The organism is Desulfobacula sp., from assembly GCF_021107415.1.
Genome location: NZ_JAIOSW010000163.1, coordinates 1 through 19,649, shown reverse-complemented (window position 1 = coordinate 19,649; position 19,649 = coordinate 1). Strand labels below are relative to the sequence as shown.

Sequence of the window (19,649 nt, the reverse complement as noted above, 5' to 3'; positions counted from 1 at the left end):
GGCAGGATTCAAATGCCCTCACTGCAACGAACCCATTGACTTATTCAGCTCAGGCGGCGGTGAAAAGACGGCAAAATACTCAGGTCTTGAATTTCTAGGTTCTCTTCCCTTTGACACTCAGGTGGTCACCTCCGGGGACAGTAGTGTTCCCATGCTGATCCAGGACAAGGAAACTGAATTTACTAAAGCATTTGATACTATAGTGGAAAAAATCCTTAAACAATTGTAAATACACTATTGAATGACAATTTTATAAAAGCCAGGGAGTTAAAAGACCTTCTTAATCTAAGAGAGAAAGAAAATCTTTGCTCCCTGGCCTGTTTCAGTCATACCGCCCAAAGACGGCATAAAGAAAAATTCACTGAGAATGAATACCGTCAAGCCTTTTCTGCAGATTCCGACCGGATTTTAAACTCCCTTGCCTTTACAAGATATATTGATAAAACCCAGGTTTTCTCTCTAATCAATAATGACCATCTCACCCACAGGGTAATCCATGTCCAAATGGTTTCAAGGGTTGGGCGGACCATTGGCCGATACCTGGGATTGAACGAAGACCTCATTGAAGCAGCAAGCCTTGGCCACGATATCGGGCATGCCCCGTTCGGACATGATGGTGAACGGTTTCTTTCAAAATTGACCCATGAACATGGTGCCGGCTTTTTCCATCATAACCTTCAAAGCATCCAGTTTCTAGACAGGATCGAAAAAAATGGAATTGGCTGGAATCTAAGCCTTCAAACTATGGATGCCATTATCTGCCACAATGGCGAAGCACACTCAAAACAACTCGTTCCTCAAAAAAACAGATCATTTAAAGATTTTGACGTCATAATGGCGGCCATGAAAAAAAAGAAGGCCTGCGATGAGATCCCCATGACCATGGAAGGCTGTGTGGTAAGAATGGCTGATACGATTAGTTACATCGGACGGGACCTGGAAGATGCCATCCGCCTGGGTCTGGTGAAAAGGCAGGACATACCGGATATGTGTAAAAAAGTTCTTGGCCAGACAAACGGCACCATTGTGTTTAATCTTGTGACCGACCTGATCTCAAACAGCCTGCATCAACCTTTCATCAGCTTTTCCGATAAAATTTCTTCTGCTTTAAAAAAACTGAAGGCATTTAATTACAAGCATATTTATAAGAACCCTGTTATTAAAAAACATTTATCTTCCATTGAGGATATTTTTTGTTTTTTGTTTGAAAAATATCTGACAGCTCTTGAAAAAAAAAATGAAGAATCGATTATTTTTACTGATTTTTTAAATGGCATGTCTTCCGGATACAGAGATAACACTTTAAATGCTGAAATTGTCAGGGACTATATATCCGGCATGACAGATTCCTATTTCATCCGGCAGGCACCGGATCATTTAAAACCGGATTCCATTGAAAATGTTTGAAAATCGTACCTATCGAAAGCAACATCAAAAAAATGGATTTTTCTCATTTGATATCACGGTAAAAGAGACCAACCTGAATATCCAGGCCCAAACCGACCTGACAGATAAGGCAATAAAATCGGTATTAACCTGTCGAAACACTATTGAGACCTATATAAAACTCTACCCTGAATTTGCAAAATCCCTTACCCCCCTAAAAAACCTGGGCCCGGCACCCCAAATAATCAAAGATATGATTAAGGCGGGACAATTGGCCGATGTCGGCCCCATGGCGGCAGTGGCTGGTGCTGTGGCAGAATATACAGGAAAATCATTATTAGCATATACAGGTGAAGTACTGGTTGAAAATGGGGGAGATGTTTTTATTAAATCCGACTCTGAAACCATTTTCAATATTTATGCCGCTAATTCTCCTTTCAGTATGACCTCGGGCATCCTGATTAAAAAAAGAGATACCCCATATGGCTTGTGCACTTCTTCCGGCACACTGGGGCATTCAAAAAGCTTTGGCAAAGCAGATGCAGCCACCGTGCTGTCTGATTCATGCCCTTTGGCAGATGCTGTGGCCACCAAGCTTTGCAACAGGGTCAAAAAAGCGGCTGATATTAAAGATGCCATTGATGCCGGCAAAGCCATACCAGGAGTTCGGGGAATCGTAATTATTAAAGGCGACCATATTGGTTTGTGGGGAGATCTTACGATTGTCAACTTATCTGTGTAACTGGAATTTTTTTAACTCTTTCTAACAGAATTTTATTAACAATTATCCAGAACTTCACGTATCTTCTCGGAAAAATCCTTCATCACAATTGGCTTTATTAAAAAATCTTTAACACCCAAAGCTGCTGCCTTTTCTTCTGACATAGTTTCGCTGAACCCTGTGCAAAGCAATATCGGTATGTCAGGACGTATTTTCATCAATTCAGCCACGAATTGGTCTCCAGGCATGTTTGGCATTGTCATATCAGTGATGACCAGATCAAATTTGTCAGGGTTGGCTCGAAAAGCCTCAAGAGCTTCAATACTGCCGGTGTATGAAGTAACCTGATATCCCAAATGCTCGAACATCTGTTTTTCCATTGTAACGATGGCTTCTTCATCGTCCACAAGCAGAATTTTCTCAGTACCCCCCTGGATGGGTTCTTTCGTTTGAGTATTTTGCTTTTCAAAAGCCCTTTCTTCCACTGGGAAATAAACAACAATTTTCGTCCCTTTACCCGGTTTGCTATAGGCCTGTATAATTCCATTCATGCTTGTAACAATACCGTGTACAACAGAAAGTCCCATTCCTGTGCCTTTACCTTTTTCTTTAGTGGTAAAAAAAGGGTCAAAAATCTTTTTTGTCAATTCTTTATCCATACCAACGCCTGTATCTGCTACACTAAGGCAGACATAAGTGCCCGGCCCCTTATCAGGACTTATTACCTCATACTTGCCTAATTTAATTTCTTTCAGGCTCACAGTCAATTCCCCGCCGGTTTCCTCCATGGCATGATACGCATTGGTTGTAAGATTCATTATGATTTGATGGATTTGCGTAGAATCTGCTTTAACAACCCCACAATTACTGCTGATATCCTGCCTGATTTTTATTGTGGTCGGGATTGTAGATCTGATGAAGTCTAATACCTCCTTGACTATTGGCTGCAGCTTCATTATTTTGAGTTCAAAACTATCTTGACGAGAAAACGTAAGGATCTGTTTTACTAGATCTCTGGCTCTTATGGCACCGGAATAAATTTTTTTCAGCCTGTCGTGTGTCGGGCTATCGTCAGGTATGTCCATCATCAATATTTCCGTATGGCCTAAAACAGGAAAAAGGATATTATTAAAATCATGGGCAATGCCACCGGCAAGGGTGCCGATGGCTTCCATTTTTTGCGATTGCTGGAGTTGAATTTCAAGCTTTTTTTGATCAGTAATATCTGTAAGAACACTAATTGTTTGATCTTTTAAAAAGGTAGATCTGAATTCTATGTGTTTGAACTGGCCATTTTTACATCTGATCGTAAATTCCTGATTCTTTCCCATGCCTTGTTTGATATTGTCTTTTTCCCATGTATCAGCAACTTTCTTTCTATAATCTGCATCTGGATAGACCTTTTCAAACCATTTTTTCTTAGTGGGAATATCGTTTAGTGTGTATCCGGTAATTTTTGTAAAATAAGAATTTATGTAGTGGTATTGGCCGTTATTGTCAATCATCGCAATTCCATGGGGAGTGCTTTCAAGAATTATAGATAGAGTTTCTCTCTCTTTTTGAATGATGCTCTCGGCCAGCTTTCTTTCGGTGATATCTCGAACAGAAGTAACTCTTACCTTTTTTCCCCGATAATCAAACATTTTTCCATGAAATTCTGCCCAGAATTTACTGCCATCCTTTTTTTGTGCCATTGCTTCATAAGGTTTATCATACCCGGAAATCATTCTTTCTTTGACAATATCTTTAAATTCATCGACAATTATATCCGTACCAAAAATTCCAATAAGCTCTTCATGCTTGTAACCAAACATCCTGCTGGCAGAAGTATTTGTTTCAATACAAACCCCTTTGTCTGAAAAAAACAATGCTTCGAATGTAGCTTTTTGCAGTGCCCTGTTCTTAACTTCACCCTCATGCAAAGCATTTTCTGCCCGTTTGCGCTTAACTTCTGCCTGATCTAATTTGTGAATTCTTTTTTCTAACTCTTTATAAGTGGGTTTCTTGTCCATATGCAATCTCATTTGATGTGAAATAGACGTATCCTCGAGACGGAGTACCTGCCTTTAATATGCATTTTTATTAAAACAAAAAATCCTTAGATATTCTGATCAATTTAAAAAAAAATTACTATACTACATGAAGTAGTGCAACACAAATTAATTTTCAGATTAAAACTCCCATCGTATTTGAGATATAAGCACAAATCATTTCAGGGTCACCTTAATACAACTCTCCCACCTTATCTTCAACTGCCGTTACAATACTGCCGGCCCTCAGTAACTCCTTTACCTTGGCTATGTCTGCCGAAAGAACCCGGTCCTCTTTCATATAATCAACCTTGCTTCTGATGACTTCATAAGCTGCCAGGGTGCCGTTTCCAGCTTTTATGTTGGTGAACAGGTCAATTCCCTGGGCACCACATAATAATTCAATGGCGATGACCTCTTCAGTGTTTGCGACAATATCCCGGCACTTTCGTGCTGCAAAGGCCCCCATGGAGACATGATCTTCCTTGTTTGCAGAGGTAGGAATAGAATCAACCGATGCAGGATGGGCCAGGACTTTATTTTCAGAAACAAGTGAGGCGGCTACATACTGGGCAATCATGAATCCAGAATTGAGCCCGCCGTCTTCCACGAGAAATGCAGGAAGGCCGGATAGCTGCGGATTTACAAGCCTTTCAATCCGTCGCTCTGAAATATTGGCAAGTTCGGCTATGGCAATGCTTAAAAAGTCACAGGCCAGGGCCAGGGGCTGGCCGTGAAAGTTACCACCTGAAATGAATTCTTCTGATTCCGGAAAAATCAAAGGATTTTCAGTAGATGAATTCATCTCCACTTTGACCACCTTGTCCACATAATCGAATGCATCCCAGGAAGCGCCATGGACCTGGGGTGAACATCTTAAGGTATAGGCATCCTGAACCCTTGAACAGTCTTGATGGGAGGAAATAATTTCTGAATTTTCCGTAATTCTGAGCATATTGCTTGCGGCCTTGATCTGGCCTGTATGGGGTCTGGCATTGTGAATCCTTGGATCAAATGCAGACCTGGTTCCCATAAGGGTTTCAAGGCTCATGCCGGCTGCAATATCTGCATGCTTGCAAAGATTTAAAGCATCATGGAGGGCAAGGCACCCCAGAGCAATCATGAACTGTGTGCCATTGATCAGCGCAAGTCCCTCTCCTGCTGCAAGCTCAAGAGGTTTGATTGATTTTTCCTTTAATGCCCGGGCTCCTGCCATTCTCTGACCATTAACAAAGGCTTCCCCCTCCCCGATCAACACAAGGGCAAGATGTGCCATGGGAACAAGATCTCCGCTTGCACCCACAGAGCCTTTTTCCGGCACCACCGGCACAATGCCTGCATTTAAAATCCGGGCCAGTTTTTCAATGGTCTCAAGCCTCAGTCCTGAATTGCCACGGCAAAAATCATTTACACGCAAGGCTATCATAGCTCTGACCACATCTTCTTCCATGGGTCTGCCAATCCCTGCCGAATGGCTGAACAAGATCTTTTTTTGAAGCTTTTTTGTATCTTGTAAGGAAATGGTAACCTCTGACAAAGCGCCAAACCCCGTGGTAACCCCATATATTCTTTCTCCATCCTTTACCCACTTGTCGATCAGGTCTCGGGCCTTGTTAATTCTGGATTCAGAGTTAATAGAGATTTTAATACCAACATTATTTCTTGCAATATCAATCAGATCTTCAAGAAGAAAATCACTCCCATTTAAAACAATTTGATTTTTCATTTTTTTATCCTCTTATAAATTTACCCTTCAGTTTATATCTTGATCCCGGAGAGATAATGATACTGTAGGTTGCCACCACATCAAAGGACCATGTGCGTCTCTTAAGCGATATACACGGCTCATCCGGTTGTATTTTCAAACATTTTTGGATCTGACTTTTACAGGTTACAGCCTCGATAATATGCTCTGCCTCCTGTATCGGGGCTACTTCCAAAAGATACTCACTGGGTGTAATCTTTTTAAAATCCTGACTTAGATAATGCGGGGCCACTTTAGGATTGATAAAACGTTCGGAATACTGGACACACATTCCTCTGTCCTTGTGAAGAATAATGGAATGGAAAATAGTATCCTCCAGGTTAAGATCCATATTTTGTGCAATTTGTTCTGTCACCTTTTCTTCTTTTAATACCATAATTTGTGAAGAATGCACCCCGCCCCAGTCCTTAATCTCCTTTGCAATACTTTTAATTTCAAGAAGAGCCACATCGGGTTTGGGTCTTGCCACAAAGCTGCCAACCCCCTGGGCCCTGACAATCCGGCCTTCTTCCGTGAGTTCTTTTAAAGCACGGTTTGCCGTCATTCTTGACGCATTAAAAATTCTCGCAAGCTGAGTTTCCGAAGGCACTCTATCATCGGGCTTTAATTTTCCCAATTCAATATCCTTTACAACACTTTTTTTGATTTTGTCGTACAAGGCAAATACTTGTTCTGATCCGGCCATGGGTTTTCCTGTCTGCCTGTTAAGATTGAAATTATTATAAATTAAAAATAACTTGACATCATATCTATACTTGTATAGACAAGTAGTATCCAATTCAAAAACAAATGTCAACTATATTGGGAGAAAAATAATGGATAATAAAGAAAAATTATTAAAGGATCTTAAGATCGGGTGTGGCGTTGCCCGCCCTGTCCGAGCCCCCAGAGGCACCCAGCTTCACTGTAGGGGATGGTATCAGGAAGCAGCCTTGCGTATGCTTTGCAATAATCTTGATCCTGACAATGCTGAAAATCCTGATGAACTGATTGTCTATGGCGGCCTTGGTAAAGCTGCCAGAAACTGGGAATGTTTTGACGCCATTGTCAGAACCCTGCTGGATCTTGAAAACGATGAAACCCTGCTGGTTCAGTCGGGAAAACCGGTGGGTGTGTTAAAAACACATAAAAGCGCACCCAGGGTACTGATTGCCAATGCCAATATTGTCCCCCAATGGGCCAATTGGGATACCTTCCATGAACTGGACAAAAAAGGCCTGATCATGTACTGCCAGATGACAGCAGGTTCATGGATATATATCGGTACCCAGGGAATCCTCCAGGGTACGTATGAGACATTTGCCTCTTTGGGACAAAAGCACTACAATTCAGATCTGACCGGAAAAATCATCGTCACAGCAGGGCTTGGCGGCATGGGGGGTGCACAGCCCCTTTCGGTCACCATGGCAAATGGTGTTGCCATCTGCATTGAGATTGATAAGAACAGGATCAAAAAAAGGCTTGAAAAACGGTATCTGGACATTGAAGTGTCAAACCTTGATGAAGCCATTTCAAAAGCCAGAGAAGCTGCGAAGGTGGGCAAGCCGCTTTCCATCGGACTTTGTGCAAATATAGTGGATATACTTCCTTCCATGATACAAAGGGGATTTATTCCCGATGTTATCACCGACCAGACCAGTGCCCATGATGAACTCAACGGATATTTCCCCCAGGGGCTGTCCTTTGAAGATGCCTTAACTTTAAGAAAAATCGATCCTGAAAAATATAAGGATATGGCTTTGAACTCCATGGCAGACCATGTAAGAGCCATACTTGAAATGAAAAAAAAAGGGGCCATTGCCTTTGATTATGGTAACAATTTAAGAGCCCAGGCCATGAAACGAGGCGTCGACAATGCCATGGATTATCCTGGATTTGTTCCTGCCTATATCAGGGAACTTTTCTGCCAGGGCGAAGGACCTTTTCGATGGGCTGCCCTTTCCGGCGACCCTGAAGATATAAAGGTGACAGACAAAGAACTCATTAAGCTTTTCCCGGAAAAAACCAAACTGATTAACTGGCTGAAAATGGCCGGGGAAAAAGTGGAACACATGGGACTTCCCACGCGAATCTGCTGGCTGGGGTATGGTGAGAGGGAAAAGGCCGGTAAACTATTCAATAATCTTGTCAGAGATGGAAAGGTTAAGGCCCCCATCGTCATCGGCAGAGATCATCTGGACTGCGGCTCGGTTGCCTCTCCTTACAGGGAAACCGAAGCCATGAAAGACGGTTCGGATGCCGTGGCAGACTGGGCGCTGCTAAACTGCATGACAAATGTAGCATCGGGCGCCACATGGGTATCCTTTCATGACGGCGGCGGGGTCGGAATCGGGTATGCCCTTCATGCCGGCCAGGTCACTGTGGCAGACGGAACCCCTGAAGCTGAAAAAAGGGTTACCACAGTTCTTCGGAATGATCCGGGTACCGGCATCATCCGCCATGCAGATGCAGGCTATGAAAGCGCCATTAATGTAGCAAACACAAAGAACGTCAAACTTCCCATGATTAATATGCATCAGGACCTCCTATGACACAAATCATGGAAACCTTACTGCCCGATAAAGTTGATACGCTCTTTATCAATTGCCATGTTGCCACCATGGCCGACAATGCCCTTTCTATCATTAAAAATGCTGCCCTGGCCATCACCGGGAAAACCATTTCATGGATTGGCAAAAAAAAAGAAGTGCCGGATCTATTAAAAACCAAAGGTCCAAAAGTCATTGATTGCCATAACGGCTGGATCCTGCCGGGATTTGTAGAGTGTCATACTCATCTGGTCTGGGCAGGATCAAGATCCAATGAATTTGAAATGAGACTCAATGGCGCAAGCTATGAAGAGATCTCAAAAAAAGGCGGCGGTATTTCCTCCACGGTCACAGCCACCCGAAACGCTTCAAAAGAGGAATTATTCATCCTGGCATCAAAACGGGTGGATGCTTTGTTAAAACAGGGCATCACAAGCCTTGAAATTAAATCCGGTTATGGGCTCAACCTTGAAACCGAATTAAAAACACTTGATGTTATCCAGCTGTTAGATAAAAAATTTCCTTTACACATTGAGGCAACTTTTTTAGGGGCTCATGCTCTACCCTTTGAATTTGCCAACAACCCGGACGGCTATATTGATCTTGTGACCCAAACCATGCTGCCGGAGGTGAAAGCCCAAGGAATTGCAACTGCAGTGGATGCATTTTGCGAGCCCATTGCCTTTACGCTGACCCAGACAAAAAAGGTCTTTGAAACGGCAAAGGATCTTGGATTTAATATCAAGCTTCATGCCGAGCAGTTATCCAATTCCAACGGTGCCGCCCTGGCTTCAGAATTTAATGCCCTGTCCTGTGATCACCTTGAATATCTTTCCTTGTCAGGGGCAAAAAAAATGGCACAGCATAATGTTGCAGCTGTTCTTCTGCCCGGTGCATTCTATTTTTTAAAGGAAACAAAAAAACCACCCGTGGATACCTTCAGAGATCTTAAAATTCCCATGGCTGTATCAACAGATCTGAACCCCGGGTCCAGCCCTGTTCATTCCATGACACTCATACTCAATATGGCCTGCATGCTGTTGGGCCTGACCTGTGAAGAAGCATTGCTTGGCGCCACCATCAATGGCGCAAGAGCCCTTGGTCTTGAACTATCAAAAGGCAGCATTGAACCAGGCAAAGATGCTGATCTTGTTGTCTGGGATATTGATACCCCGGAAGATCTCTGCTATCTTGCCGGGTTAACACCCATTGACGTGGTGATGATAAAGGGCAGGATACACCAGACAACTTGAATTACTAATAAATTTTACGGAGCAATTCCATGTCGGGCATACTGATATTCATCAACGGGGCCATTTTAATTGGATCATCTCTTTTCTTCCTGATTTTGGGCATATCCTCTTTTAATGAAAAAGAATACCGGGCAGGTGTCATTGCATTGGGTTCTTTTATACTGAACGGCCTTTTCTGGACAGGGTTTCTCTGGATAGGATTTCTCCGGGCATCACCTGCTTTTCAAATTACAAATATCCTTATTATATCAGGCCTTGCTCTCTTCAGCCTTATATCTTTAATGAGATTTTTCCCAGACAAATCCCTTCAAAGAGACCTCTCAAAAGCAGAGCAATATGATGAAAGAGATAATATATTTGCCAGGAATAATCTCCAGCATCACCCAAAATTGATGGAAAAATATTATGCCATGCGTCCTGAAAAAGAATCAATGGACAGGCAAATCCATCAAAAGCCTGAATTCGGGGAAAAGGAACAACTCTATCATGATAAGTATACAGCCCCCTGCTACGAGGCGGCTTTTGAATATCTTGAAAAATCCATCCCTTTGTCCGCAGGAGAAACAGCTGAACAGAAAACATCCATAGATCCGGTTCAATTTTGTAAGGCTATAACTGACATTACTGAATTTTACGGTGCCTGTGATGTGGGTTTCTTGCAATTAAAGCCCTATCATTTTTACAGCCATAAAGGCAGGCATGCAAAAAACTGGGGGGATAAAACCGACCAGACCTATAAAACAGCCATTGCCATCGTGATCCCCATGCGGGTTGAAATGATTAAAAACGGGCCAACAAGTTGTGTGCTCCAGGAATCTGCCCAGAAATATGTGGAAGCAGCAAAGATATCCAATATCCTGGCCGGGTATATCAGAAATTTCGGATACCAGGCAAGAGCCCATAATGATGGAAATTATGAAACACTATGTGTTCCCATAGCGGTTGAAGCAGGCCTTGGTGAACTGGGTCGCATGGGGATTCTCATGCACAGAGTTCACGGTCCCTGTGTCAGGCTCGCCGTTGTAACGACAGACCTTGAATTACCGGATTCTGTCCGCCCAAAGCCCTCGAATATGGAAGCATTTTGTAAAATATGTAAAAAATGTGCGGATAATTGTCCCTCAGGCTCCATTACCCATGATGACGAGCCTTACAGTCGTAATTTCAGGCACTGGTCCATACACCAGGAAAAATGCTTCTCTTATTGGAAAACAATCGGATCTGACTGCGGGTTCTGTATTTCTGTCTGCCCGTATACCAAACCCGATACATTAATTCATAAGTTCGTGCGGTTTTATATTTCCCGGAACTCCCTGAACCAGAAGATTGCACTTTTTATGGATGATTTGCTTTATGGAAGGTACAGAAAAATTGCCAAAACCAATCCTGAAAACATATTTACTTCTCGGCAAACATAACCTTGACATCAAGAGCGATCCATTCCCCGTCACTGAAAACAATTGGATTGATATCCAGCTGACTTAATTTATCGCCCAGATCATCAGCCAGCGTTGAGACCTGCGAAATCGTTTGGGCAAGTTTTCTCTTATCAAGACTTATCCCTCTAAAATCATCAAATACAGGAGATAAAACCAGTTCATCAATCATATCCATTGCGTCATTCACAGAACAAGGGGCCAGCCTGAATGCCGTATCCTTATATATTTCAGTCAAAACCCCGCCTGCCCCAACCATCACGGCATGACCCAGGGCCGGATCTTTGATGATCCCGATAATAAACTCCGGACCCCTATAAGTGCTCTGATTTTCAACAAGGATATTTTCTTTGGGAAACCGGGCTCGCATGAGTTTGAAATTATCCTGAATACACTCTTTGTCATTATTTAACAGCACTCCTTTAAGTTCTGTCTTATGCAGAATATTTGAAGAACAGACCTTCAATACATAGGGAGGCTTGATGTCATCGATATTAAGTTCATCTTTGGGTCCCAGCCTTTTCCCTTTGGGCACCTTAATCGAATAGAGCTTGACCAGTTGCTTGGCATCAAATTCATCGGGTTTTTCTTTATCACCAAGGGTTTCAAACCAGCATTTCAGTTTTTTTTCCATCTTGCTATGCCTCCTGATTAAGCTTTCTGATTAAGCTTTCTGGTCAAGCCGCTGTTTTATCTTTGTTCTTTCCACCAGAAAACGAGCAGCCCGGACCGCTCTTCCCACCGAAGGATATGCTGCCACACCGGCATAGTATAAATTTTTAATACTATTGTCTGTAAAGGGCCCATACTTGGTGAATACAATCACAGGTTTATTGGATTTTTTTATTTTTTCAGAAATGATATCTATTAGATTTTCAGAAATTCCCGGGGGTGCAAAAAAGGTGATACAGATAATAATATCCACCCCATCATCCTCGATCAAGGCATCAAGACTCCCGGAAAACATCCTGTCATCTGCGCTTGCGGTTATGTCCACAGGATTTTCACAAGCTGTAAATGGAAAAGTGGCCTCTTTAATCCGTTTTCGGGTATCTTTGGAAAGTTTTGCCATTTTCAGGGGTACCCGTATATCTCTTTTTTCGATAAAATCCGTACACATCACCCCGTAACCTCCTGCAGCCGTTAAAACAGCCACCCGATTCCCCGGAGCATCTGACAGCATGGAAAGAACCTTGGTGGCATCACAAAACTCTTCATCATCATAAACCCGCTGAATCCCGAATTGTTTTAGAGCGCCACTGATAACATTATCAGAGCCGGCAAGTTTTCCTGTATGTGAACTGACTGCCGAGGCAGCCGTATGCGTCCTTCCGGCCTTTAAAACAACCACAGGTTTTTCCCTGGCCACCTCTTTGGCAGCCGTTAAAAATTGTCTGCCCCTCTCAATATTTTCAAGATAAAATCCCAAACAATTTGTCTTTTCATCCTGGGCAAAATATTGAAGAAAATCAATTTCATCAAGGTCACACTTGTTCCCTAAACCCACAAAAGCACGCATGCCATAGCCGGTATTGGATGCATACCCGAGGGCTTCAACACCCACCGAGCCACTTTGAACAATACAGGCAATCTTGCCTTTTCTGTCAAGGGATCTGTCCCCATGTTCAACAAAGATAGTATCAATATTTTCATCCGGCAAAAATATCCCCAATGAATTGGGGCCAAGGATATTGACATTTTTTTCTCTTGCCAGGTTTGTTAATTTTTCTTCAAGCTCCCTGCCCTTGGAGCCCACCTCGCCAAACCCGCCGGCAACAATGATATAGTTTGGAATCCCTTTTTCAATGCACATTTCCACAGCCTTTACTGCAGCGGTTGCAGAAATGGTGATGATGGCAAGATCAATGTCTTTTGGCAAGGACTGGATATCGGGGATGACCTTATGCCCTTCAATAACAATTTCTTTAGGGTTTACCGGAAACAACCGCCTCCGGGAATCCAATAATCTTCTGAAAACAATACCCCCGACTTTATTTTTAGACTTTGATGCCCCTATCACGGCTATCTTTTTAGGATTTAAAAGCCTTTTCAATAATACAATTTTATCCATTAATTTTGCTATTCCTCCAAAAAGAATCGATCCTTTTTATTGTTCTATATGTATAACATCTATTTATATTTCATGCCTATGAATACCGAAAAGTCCGCCACCCCGGTCAACTCACGCATTGGGTTCGCTAAGGTTTCACTTCCCCACATTCTCACTGGTATAAAAAAAAATATACCAGCATCGGTACTATGTTCCGCTAAGACTTCCATACAGACCCTGCATTCTTGATCCCCCCGGCTTCGGACTCCCGTTTCCGGATTTGTCCTCGGAGTTCATTACAAGCCTGCCGGCTAAGCTTTGGCTTGGTGGGATTTACTCTTAATTCCAGTGCCAAGGCAAGCCTTGCAAGGGAAAAATACTGCTGACACACGAGCTACCCACTAGGTAATATCAACCAATTTTAAAAGATCGTTTTCTATCTTTGTCCCAAGGTTTTGGATTTATCTTGGCACGATGAGCGGCTTGTTAACTGCTGTTTTCACGTATCCATTCAATATAATTTTTGTAGCCAACATAGTTAAAATTTTTAGAATGAGAGTTCATGAATCCATGTAAAAAATTTTAAAGCCAATTAATACAGTTGGAGTTTCAACTAATTCTATAATCAAGAATATGGGGAGACCTATTAAGTAGTTCAAGCAATACTTTAGTAGAACCACTTGGTATCCTTTTCCCTTGTTCCCATTGCCTGACCGAGGATGGACTGACATTTAATAACTGAGCAAATACTGTTTGGCTTAAATGTCTCTTCTCTCTAATTCCTTTTATTTGTGCCGCTGTAATTGCAACTTCAGGGATTTTGATTCCGAGGGCATTAAGATCTTTTTGTGTGAACGAGGAATTGATTCCCGATCTAATCATATCTTGAACAGTTGTTCCAATTGCTTCTTTCATTGATTTTCTCATCCGATGTCCTCCAAATGAAATAAAACTTTTGTTGATATAGCTTTAGCAAGTTGGTTCGAATCTAATGCTAAAAGATCACTTGATAATATCTTAAAATACTGTAATTCGCTTTTGCTAATATTACTTCTTTCATTTTTTTTAAATCCATAAAGAAATATTGCTCTGTCTTCAGCTTTAAAAACAATGAGCGTTCTATAGCTGGAACTTTTCCCGATGTGTTTACTCTTAACTTAACTCGTACTTTGAATAGATGTCCACCTAAATCAACTGTTGACAAGCCTGCTTCTAAATCATTTATAGAATCAAGTAAGCTCTGGTTGCTTAATTTTATCTTTTTGGCCCATTTTTTGAACCATTTAGTTGACAACCTCTTCATAGATTATACTATATCACAGTGTGTTATAGTTTCCAAGGTGTATTTGAAAAATTTCTTAATAGTTTAAATCTTGCGGCAGAAACGTTAAGTTGAGCTGCCGGGGGCTTGATGCCGGCAAACTCTGCATGGTAAAATTTATGTTAAAGCCGAAATTTTTGGGAGCCGCTCAGTAGTCCCCGGTCTGCTCCGGCGTTTTGTTAGCCATTTTAATTTGAAGCTTTACTCTCGCTAAAGTCAGCACGAACTGGTGCTGTATCATAGATGATTTTAAGCTTAGCAAATTTTTTTCTATCTGGTGTGATTTCAAAAATATCTACACACTCAAATTCAACTATTTTCCCGTTTTTAAGCGTCCAGATGTAATGAAAATGTAATGCCACGGAGGAATTTCCGCTAATGGAATCGAAGATATTTAGAAGATAGTCTCTGACCTATTAGTATCAGCGAAAAGGTCGGTGTAAAATGTTGTAGCAGGTATTTCTCCATACAATGGAGAATCAACCGTTGCATTAGGATCAAAAAGCGATAAAACTTTTTCTAAACTACCTTCATTAAGTGCATCAAGATATTGCTTGCAAATTTCTGTGGCCAATTATTTACCTCCAAGTTGGATAATCGAAAGGCTAACAGTGTAAATAAATAGAAATGCTTCTATCTATTGCCTATATACAGTTGACAGTTTTTCTCTCTATTGAGATAATATTATTATAAAAATAGAAAACTTTCTATTGACTTTTCTTTCTTTATCAATACAATATGGAACCATGGAAGTCAATCAAAAATTCAAGCCTGATTCATCATTAAAACTCATGGATCAGGTTCGACAGGTTTTACGCTATCATCATTATGCATACCGGACCGAAGAAACATATTGCAGATGGATTTCTCAATATTTGAAGTTTTTTAATTTAAAGAAACATCCCAAAGAAATGGGGAAAAATGAGATTGAGAAATTTTTAAGCTATCTTACAGTCAAACGTTCGGTATCTGCTGCTACACAAAAACAAGCATTGAATGCTATTATTTTTTTGTATAAACAAGTTTTGGATATTAATATTGATGAAAAAATTGCGCCCGTAAAATCCAGAAATATGAAAAAGCCGCCCGTTGTGATGACCAAGCAGGAGGTAGTCAGAATTTTATCATTTCTGCAAGGTAATAATCTTTTAATGGCACGACTTCTTTACGGTTGCGGATTACGGCTCATGGAGTGTCTACGCCTGAGAATCAAAGATATAGATTTTGGAATAAACAAGATTTATATTTATGCGGCAAAAGGCGGTAAAAACAGGATTGTTCAATTCCCAAAAACTATTCTGGGTGATATTCATTCCTAGGTAGATAAGGTCAAAGAGCTTCACCAAAATGATCTTGCTCAAGGATATGGCAGCGTATATCTCCCCTTGGGATTGGCAAATAAATACAAAAGTTCAGCAAAAGAATTCATGTGGCAATACCTGTTTCCATCCAAAAAAATTTCAATTGATCCAAGAAGCGATATAAAACAACGTCATCACATCCAGCAATCAGGGCTGCAAAAAGCAATAAAAACCGCTGCAAAAAAAGCTGCAATCAATAAACATGTTACCTGCCATACATTTCGTCATTCATTTGCCACCCATATGTTGGAAGATGGTGTCAATATTAGAGTAGTACAGGATCTGATGGGGCATGCAAATGTAAAGACTACAGAAATTTATACCTATGTCATGGAAAAGGATATCAATGCTGTGGTCAGTCCTCTGGATACCTTGCAGGGTTTGGAAGGTGCATAGCTCCGCCTTATCGATGAAGTCATTCCAAATCTTGCCCTTTTTGTTTCATATAGCGGAACACTATCATACAATGTGAATATTTTTTAACTAATAAAAATCATTCATTTCTCTTTTACCTTTTTGATAAATTTATGATACTATACATTCCATTATTTTTTTTGTAGATATCTTTTAATAAAATTCTAATATAAGGAAATTTTATAGCTATGGAAATTAATCATTACGAGTTTGTGTATGGAGAGTTTGGAGAAACCCTGGGAGTGCAGATTAACTTAAGAGGTTCTGACGTCCTTCGCTTCAATAATATCAGCAAAGGCACGGCTTTTACGATTGCTGAAAGAATCAAGCTTAAACTCAGCGGCTTTCTGCCGGCACGGGTAAAAACCATTGAAGATCAGATCAAAACAAGCCTTAAAGTCATTGAAGAAAAAAAGAATGAAATTGAAAAATTTATTTATATCAGAAGCCTTTATGACAGGAATGTGATTCTTGCCCATGCCGTCATTGCAAGCGATGTTACAAAATTTTTGCCCATTATCTATACCCCGACAGTCGGTCTTGCCTGCCAGCAATATTCTGCAATATACCGAAGGGCAAATGGTATCCATTTTTTCCCGGATAATATTGATTATGCAGAATATATTTTGCGTAACTATACGGATCAGGATATCAGGATAGCCGTTGTAACAGACAACCAGGGAATTCTTGGAATTGGCGACCAGGGTGCCGGTGGACTTCCCATCTGCCTTGGAAAACTGATGCTTTACACCCAGGGTGCAGGGATCGCCCCCTGGCACTGTCTTCCCATATCCCTTGATGTGGGAACGGACAATGAAGAATTGTTAAATGATCCAAATTATCTTGGCTGGCGGCACAAACGCCTCACAGGAGAAGAATATTACACATTTCTCGAAAAATTTGTAATTGCTTTTAAAAAGATTTTTCCCCTGGCTTTATGTCAATGGGAAGACTTTTCAAAACAAACAGCTTTTACCATTCGGGATAAATATTATAATGAAGTGATTTCCTTTAATGATGATATCCAGGGAACCGGTTCCGTTGTCCTTGCCGGAATCCTTGCCGCCATGAAAGTAAAAAAAGAAAAAATGACTGATCAGGTTTATCTGGTTCACGGTGCCGGTGCCGGCGGTGTTGGTGTTGCAGACCAGATTCAGACTGAACTTGTGGAACAGGGAATGGGCGAAAAAGAAGCCATAGCCAGAATCTTTACTCTTGATTCAAGAGGGGTTGTCACCTCTGATAGAGACCTTGAACCCTACAAAATAAAATTTTCAAAAGATCCAAAAACACTTGCCTGGCTAAAAACACCGAAAGACAATACACTTCTAAATATTATTAAAAATGAAAAAGTGACGGTATTGATCGGCACCTCGGGACAGCCCGGATGTTTTACAAAAGAAATTGTTGAGGCCGTTGGTGAGAATACCGGCAGACCGGTTATTCTGCCATTGAGCAATCCTACCGTAAAGGCAGAAGCGATTCCCAAAGACGTCTTTGAATGGACAGACGGCAAAGCCCTTGTGGCCACCGGTTCTCCTTTTGATCCCGTCCACCACAATGGCAAAGACCATAGAATCGGTCAAATGAACAATTCATTTGTCTTCCCGGGTGTAGGGCTTGGTGTCGTGGCATCCGGTGCAACTGAAGTCCTGCCGATCTTCTTTTCCGCAGCAGCCCATGCGGTTGCTGAATTTATCAGTGAAGAAGATATTACAAATGGTATCCTGTGTCCCCCTCTGGATCAATTCAGAGAAGTCTCTCTTGAAGTTGCCAAAAGAGTCGGCGCAGAAGCCATTAAAGCCAATATCACCCAGAAGGATTGTGCTTTCTCAAAATTTAAGCACAATAATGATCCTGAACGATTGAACACCCTTGTGGATAAAATGTGCTGGAATCCCAGGTACTATGATCAGGTTTAATATTTATTAAATACCAACAGCCCGTTACCTGTGTCTGGGTGACGGGCTGCAGAATCCTTTATTTTTCCCTGCAAACAGCTTAAATTTTATATTCGGATTTTGGGAAATAAATGGAAAAACAGGTGCCTTTACCTACTTCACTTTCCACTTCAATGGTTCCGTGGTGAGCTTCAACAATACTTTTCACTATGGCAAGGCCGAGACCTGTTCCGTTAATATATCTTGTTGTTTCATTTTTCACGCGGAAAAATCTCTTAAAAATATGTTCCAATTCTTTTTTCTCGATTCCAAATCCGGTATCTGAAACCACAATTTTTGTACAATCACTCTTCTCATCAGCCCATACGGTTATCTGTCCGCCACTTGGGCTATACCGGATTGCATTGGATATTAGATTAGACACCACTTCTTCTATATTTATCCGGTTCCCCATCATGTGAATTTCTTTTTTGGTCTCTTTAACCGTCAACAGAATGGATTTTGCATCTGCCTTATCCCGATAAAACTCAGCCTGGCCTTTTATAAGCGCAATGAGGTCCAGTTCTTCTCTCTCCTGATTAATCAACCCTGATTCAATTTTGGAAAGATCCAGAAGCTCGCCTGAAAGCTTTGTTAAAGATTTGATTCGATCAGAAGTTCTTTGCAGTATCTCTTTTTGTTTTTCTGTCAAATCCCCTGCCAACCCGTCCAGGACAACATTTTACTGCATCAGGATAGAATTCAATGGACTCTTGATTTCATGGGCAACCATGGAAACAAAATTCGATTTTAACTGATCAATCTTTTTTAAGGCCGTGATATCGTTGAAAACAGTAATAGATCCTAAATTCCTGTTAAGGCGGTCCCGAAACGGAATACACCTGACGCCAATGATCATATCCTTGTCTTCTTTTGAAAAGGGCATGGCAATCTCATCGGTAATTTCTGAAAATGTATCCTCTGGCTGCTGAATGGCCTGATCTATCATATCCAGCAACCTGGAATCTTTTATAAATTCAGATACCTTATGCCCGATAACAGAAGTCGTTCTGCAGCCAATCATCTTTAAAAATGCCGGATTTGCCAGGGCAATCTTTTTCTGGTTATCGGTTGTTAAAACACCATTGCTCAAGGTATTGATCATGACCCTCATTCGGGATTTTTCCGTTGCAATATCCTGGAGCGTTCGTATAGATTCAATGGCCTTGGCGATAACAAGTCTTAATTCCGTGGGTGAAAAAGGTTTTGATAAAAAATCAAAGGCCCCTTTTTTCATTGTTTCAATAGAATGCTCAAGGGTTGCATACCCGGTAATAATGATCACCACCGTATCAGGATGATGGGCTTTCACATCAGTCAGAACATCCAAGCCGGACATTCCCGGCATCATTAAATCCAGCAAAATGATATCAAAATGTTTTTCATCAATCATTTCCAACCCTTTGATACCGTTTTCTGCTATCTCAACATCACATCCTTCCTC

17 protein-coding genes and 2 pseudogenes are annotated in these 19,649 nt (G+C 41.3%); 8 read left to right on the top strand and 11 right to left on the bottom strand.

Annotated features, from left to right (window positions below; translation table 11 throughout):
• The 3 genes from K8S13_RS09005 to K8S13_RS08995 form a co-directional block, all read left to right on the top strand.
• Positions 1-229, top strand: a 229-nt coding sequence (locus K8S13_RS09005; protein WP_291462069.1) for a P-loop NTPase, incomplete at its 5' end; no start/stop codon positions are given.
• A gap of 8 nt (positions 230-237) precedes the next feature.
• Positions 238-1,407, top strand: coding sequence for an HD domain-containing protein (locus K8S13_RS09000; RefSeq protein WP_291462068.1), 1,170 nt, complete (start codon positions 238-240; stop codon positions 1,405-1,407).
• Positions 1,400-2,128: a UPF0280 family protein gene (locus tag K8S13_RS08995; protein ID WP_291462066.1), complete on the top strand. Its 729-nt coding sequence runs from the start codon at positions 1,400-1,402 to the stop codon at positions 2,126-2,128. The genes K8S13_RS09000 and K8S13_RS08995 overlap by 8 nt, the downstream gene beginning before the upstream one ends.
• 35 nt (positions 2,129-2,163) lie before the next feature.
• Here K8S13_RS08995 and K8S13_RS08990 read toward each other — a convergent pair whose 3' ends face one another.
• The 3 genes from K8S13_RS08990 to hutC all read right to left on the bottom strand — a co-directional run bounded on the left by K8S13_RS08990 (position 2,164) and on the right by hutC (position 6,587).
• Positions 2,164-4,119, bottom strand: coding sequence for a PAS domain-containing sensor histidine kinase (locus K8S13_RS08990; RefSeq protein ID WP_291462064.1), 1,956 nt, complete (start codon positions 4,117-4,119; stop codon positions 2,164-2,166).
• Positions 4,120-4,330: 211 nt separating this feature from the next.
• The gene (gene hutH, locus K8S13_RS08985) at positions 4,331-5,863 is read right to left on the bottom strand and encodes a histidine ammonia-lyase (RefSeq protein WP_291462062.1); all 1,533 of its coding nucleotides are present in this window, start codon (positions 5,861-5,863) and stop codon (positions 4,331-4,333) included.
• Between the two features lie 4 nt (positions 5,864-5,867).
• Positions 5,868-6,587, bottom strand: a complete 720-nt coding sequence (hutC, locus tag K8S13_RS08980; protein ID WP_291462061.1) for a histidine utilization repressor — start codon at positions 6,585-6,587, stop codon at positions 5,868-5,870.
• Positions 6,588-6,717: 130 nt separating this feature from the next.
• Here hutC and hutU point away from each other — a divergent pair, with 130 nt between their 5' ends.
• Genes hutU through K8S13_RS08965 form a run of 3 tightly spaced genes read left to right on the top strand, consistent with a single transcriptional unit; the run spans position 6,718 to position 11,101 of the window.
• Positions 6,718-8,433 carry a urocanate hydratase gene (gene hutU / locus K8S13_RS08975; protein ID WP_291462060.1) on the top strand — a complete coding sequence of 572 codons (1,716 nt, stop codon included), beginning with the start codon at positions 6,718-6,720 and terminating at the stop codon, positions 8,431-8,433.
• The gene (hutI, locus tag K8S13_RS08970) at positions 8,430-9,683 is read left to right on the top strand and encodes an imidazolonepropionase (RefSeq protein WP_291462058.1); all 1,254 of its coding nucleotides are present in this window, start codon (positions 8,430-8,432) and stop codon (positions 9,681-9,683) included. The genes hutU and hutI overlap by 4 nt, the downstream gene beginning before the upstream one ends.
• Positions 9,684-9,712: 29 nt before the next feature.
• On the top strand, positions 9,713-11,101 hold the full coding sequence (locus tag K8S13_RS08965; protein WP_291462056.1) for a reductive dehalogenase domain-containing protein: 1,389 nt from the start codon (positions 9,713-9,715) through the stop codon (positions 11,099-11,101).
• Here the strand turns inward: K8S13_RS08965 and K8S13_RS08960 are convergent.
• From K8S13_RS08960 to K8S13_RS08935, 6 genes and pseudogenes are all read right to left on the bottom strand, one after another.
• On the bottom strand, positions 11,082-11,753 hold the full coding sequence (locus tag K8S13_RS08960) for an acetate--CoA ligase family protein (RefSeq protein ID WP_291462054.1): 672 nt from the start codon (positions 11,751-11,753) through the stop codon (positions 11,082-11,084). The two genes, K8S13_RS08965 and K8S13_RS08960, sit on opposite strands and share 20 nt — an antisense overlap.
• Positions 11,754-11,783: 30 nt before the next feature.
• Positions 11,784-13,190 (bottom strand): CoA-binding protein, encoded by a 1,407-nt coding sequence (locus tag K8S13_RS08955; RefSeq protein ID WP_291462052.1) that lies wholly within the window; start codon positions 13,188-13,190, stop codon positions 11,784-11,786.
• A gap of 588 nt (positions 13,191-13,778) precedes the next feature.
• Positions 13,779-14,084 carry a helix-turn-helix domain-containing protein gene (locus K8S13_RS08950; RefSeq protein ID WP_291462051.1) on the bottom strand — a complete coding sequence of 102 codons (306 nt, stop codon included), beginning with the start codon at positions 14,082-14,084 and terminating at the stop codon, positions 13,779-13,781.
• 8 nt (positions 14,085-14,092) lie between these two features.
• A pseudogene (locus K8S13_RS08945) lies at positions 14,093-14,472 on the bottom strand (type II toxin-antitoxin system RelE/ParE family toxin).
• Between the two features lie 206 nt (positions 14,473-14,678).
• Positions 14,679-14,852 (bottom strand): hypothetical protein, encoded by a 174-nt coding sequence (locus K8S13_RS08940; protein ID WP_291462049.1) that lies wholly within the window; start codon positions 14,850-14,852, stop codon positions 14,679-14,681.
• 32 nt (positions 14,853-14,884) lie between these two features.
• Positions 14,885-15,064, bottom strand: a complete 180-nt coding sequence (locus K8S13_RS08935; RefSeq protein ID WP_291462047.1) for a hypothetical protein — start codon at positions 15,062-15,064, stop codon at positions 14,885-14,887.
• 172 nt (positions 15,065-15,236) lie between these two features.
• On the opposite strand from K8S13_RS08935, the pseudogene K8S13_RS08930 reads away from it, so the two are divergent.
• Positions 15,237-16,247: pseudogene (locus tag K8S13_RS08930) on the top strand (integron integrase).
• A 206-nt stretch (positions 16,248-16,453) separates the two neighbouring features.
• Entirely contained in the window at positions 16,454-18,187 is a 1,734-nt protein-coding gene (locus tag K8S13_RS08925) for an NAD-dependent malic enzyme (protein WP_291462045.1), read from the top strand.
• A 79-nt stretch (positions 18,188-18,266) separates the two neighbouring features.
• Here K8S13_RS08925 and K8S13_RS08920 read toward each other — a convergent pair whose 3' ends face one another.
• Positions 18,267-18,857: a HAMP domain-containing sensor histidine kinase gene (locus tag K8S13_RS08920; RefSeq protein WP_291462044.1), complete on the bottom strand. Its 591-nt coding sequence runs from the start codon at positions 18,855-18,857 to the stop codon at positions 18,267-18,269.
• 30 nt (positions 18,858-18,887) lie between these two features.
• A partial coding sequence (locus K8S13_RS08915; RefSeq protein ID WP_291462042.1) for a response regulator occupies positions 18,888-19,649 on the bottom strand: 762 nt, incomplete at its 5' end.

Bases quoted from the DNA above. Each gene is read 5' to 3' on its own strand.
- K8S13_RS08995 (WP_291462066.1), top strand. From the start codon at position 1,400: ATGTTTGAAAATCGTACCTATCGAAAGCAACATCAAAAAAATGGATTT.
- K8S13_RS08990 (WP_291462064.1), bottom strand. From the start codon at position 4,119: ATGGACAAGAAACCCACTTATAAAGAGTTAGAAAAAAGAATTCACAAA.
- hutH (WP_291462062.1), bottom strand. From the start codon at position 5,863: ATGAAAAATCAAATTGTTTTAAATGGGAGTGATTTTCTTCTTGAAGAT.
- hutC (WP_291462061.1), bottom strand. From the start codon at position 6,587: ATGGCCGGATCAGAACAAGTATTTGCCTTGTACGACAAAATCAAAAAA.
- hutU (WP_291462060.1), top strand. From the start codon at position 6,718: ATGGATAATAAAGAAAAATTATTAAAGGATCTTAAGATCGGGTGTGGC.
- hutI (WP_291462058.1), top strand. From the start codon at position 8,430: ATGACACAAATCATGGAAACCTTACTGCCCGATAAAGTTGATACGCTC.
- K8S13_RS08965 (WP_291462056.1), top strand. From the start codon at position 9,713: ATGTCGGGCATACTGATATTCATCAACGGGGCCATTTTAATTGGATCA.
- K8S13_RS08960 (WP_291462054.1), bottom strand. From the start codon at position 11,753: ATGGAAAAAAAACTGAAATGCTGGTTTGAAACCCTTGGTGATAAAGAA.
- K8S13_RS08955 (WP_291462052.1), bottom strand. From the start codon at position 13,190: ATGGATAAAATTGTATTATTGAAAAGGCTTTTAAATCCTAAAAAGATA.
- K8S13_RS08950 (WP_291462051.1), bottom strand. From the start codon at position 14,084: ATGAAAGAAGCAATTGGAACAACTGTTCAAGATATGATTAGATCGGGA.
- K8S13_RS08925 (WP_291462045.1), top strand. From the start codon at position 16,454: ATGGAAATTAATCATTACGAGTTTGTGTATGGAGAGTTTGGAGAAACC.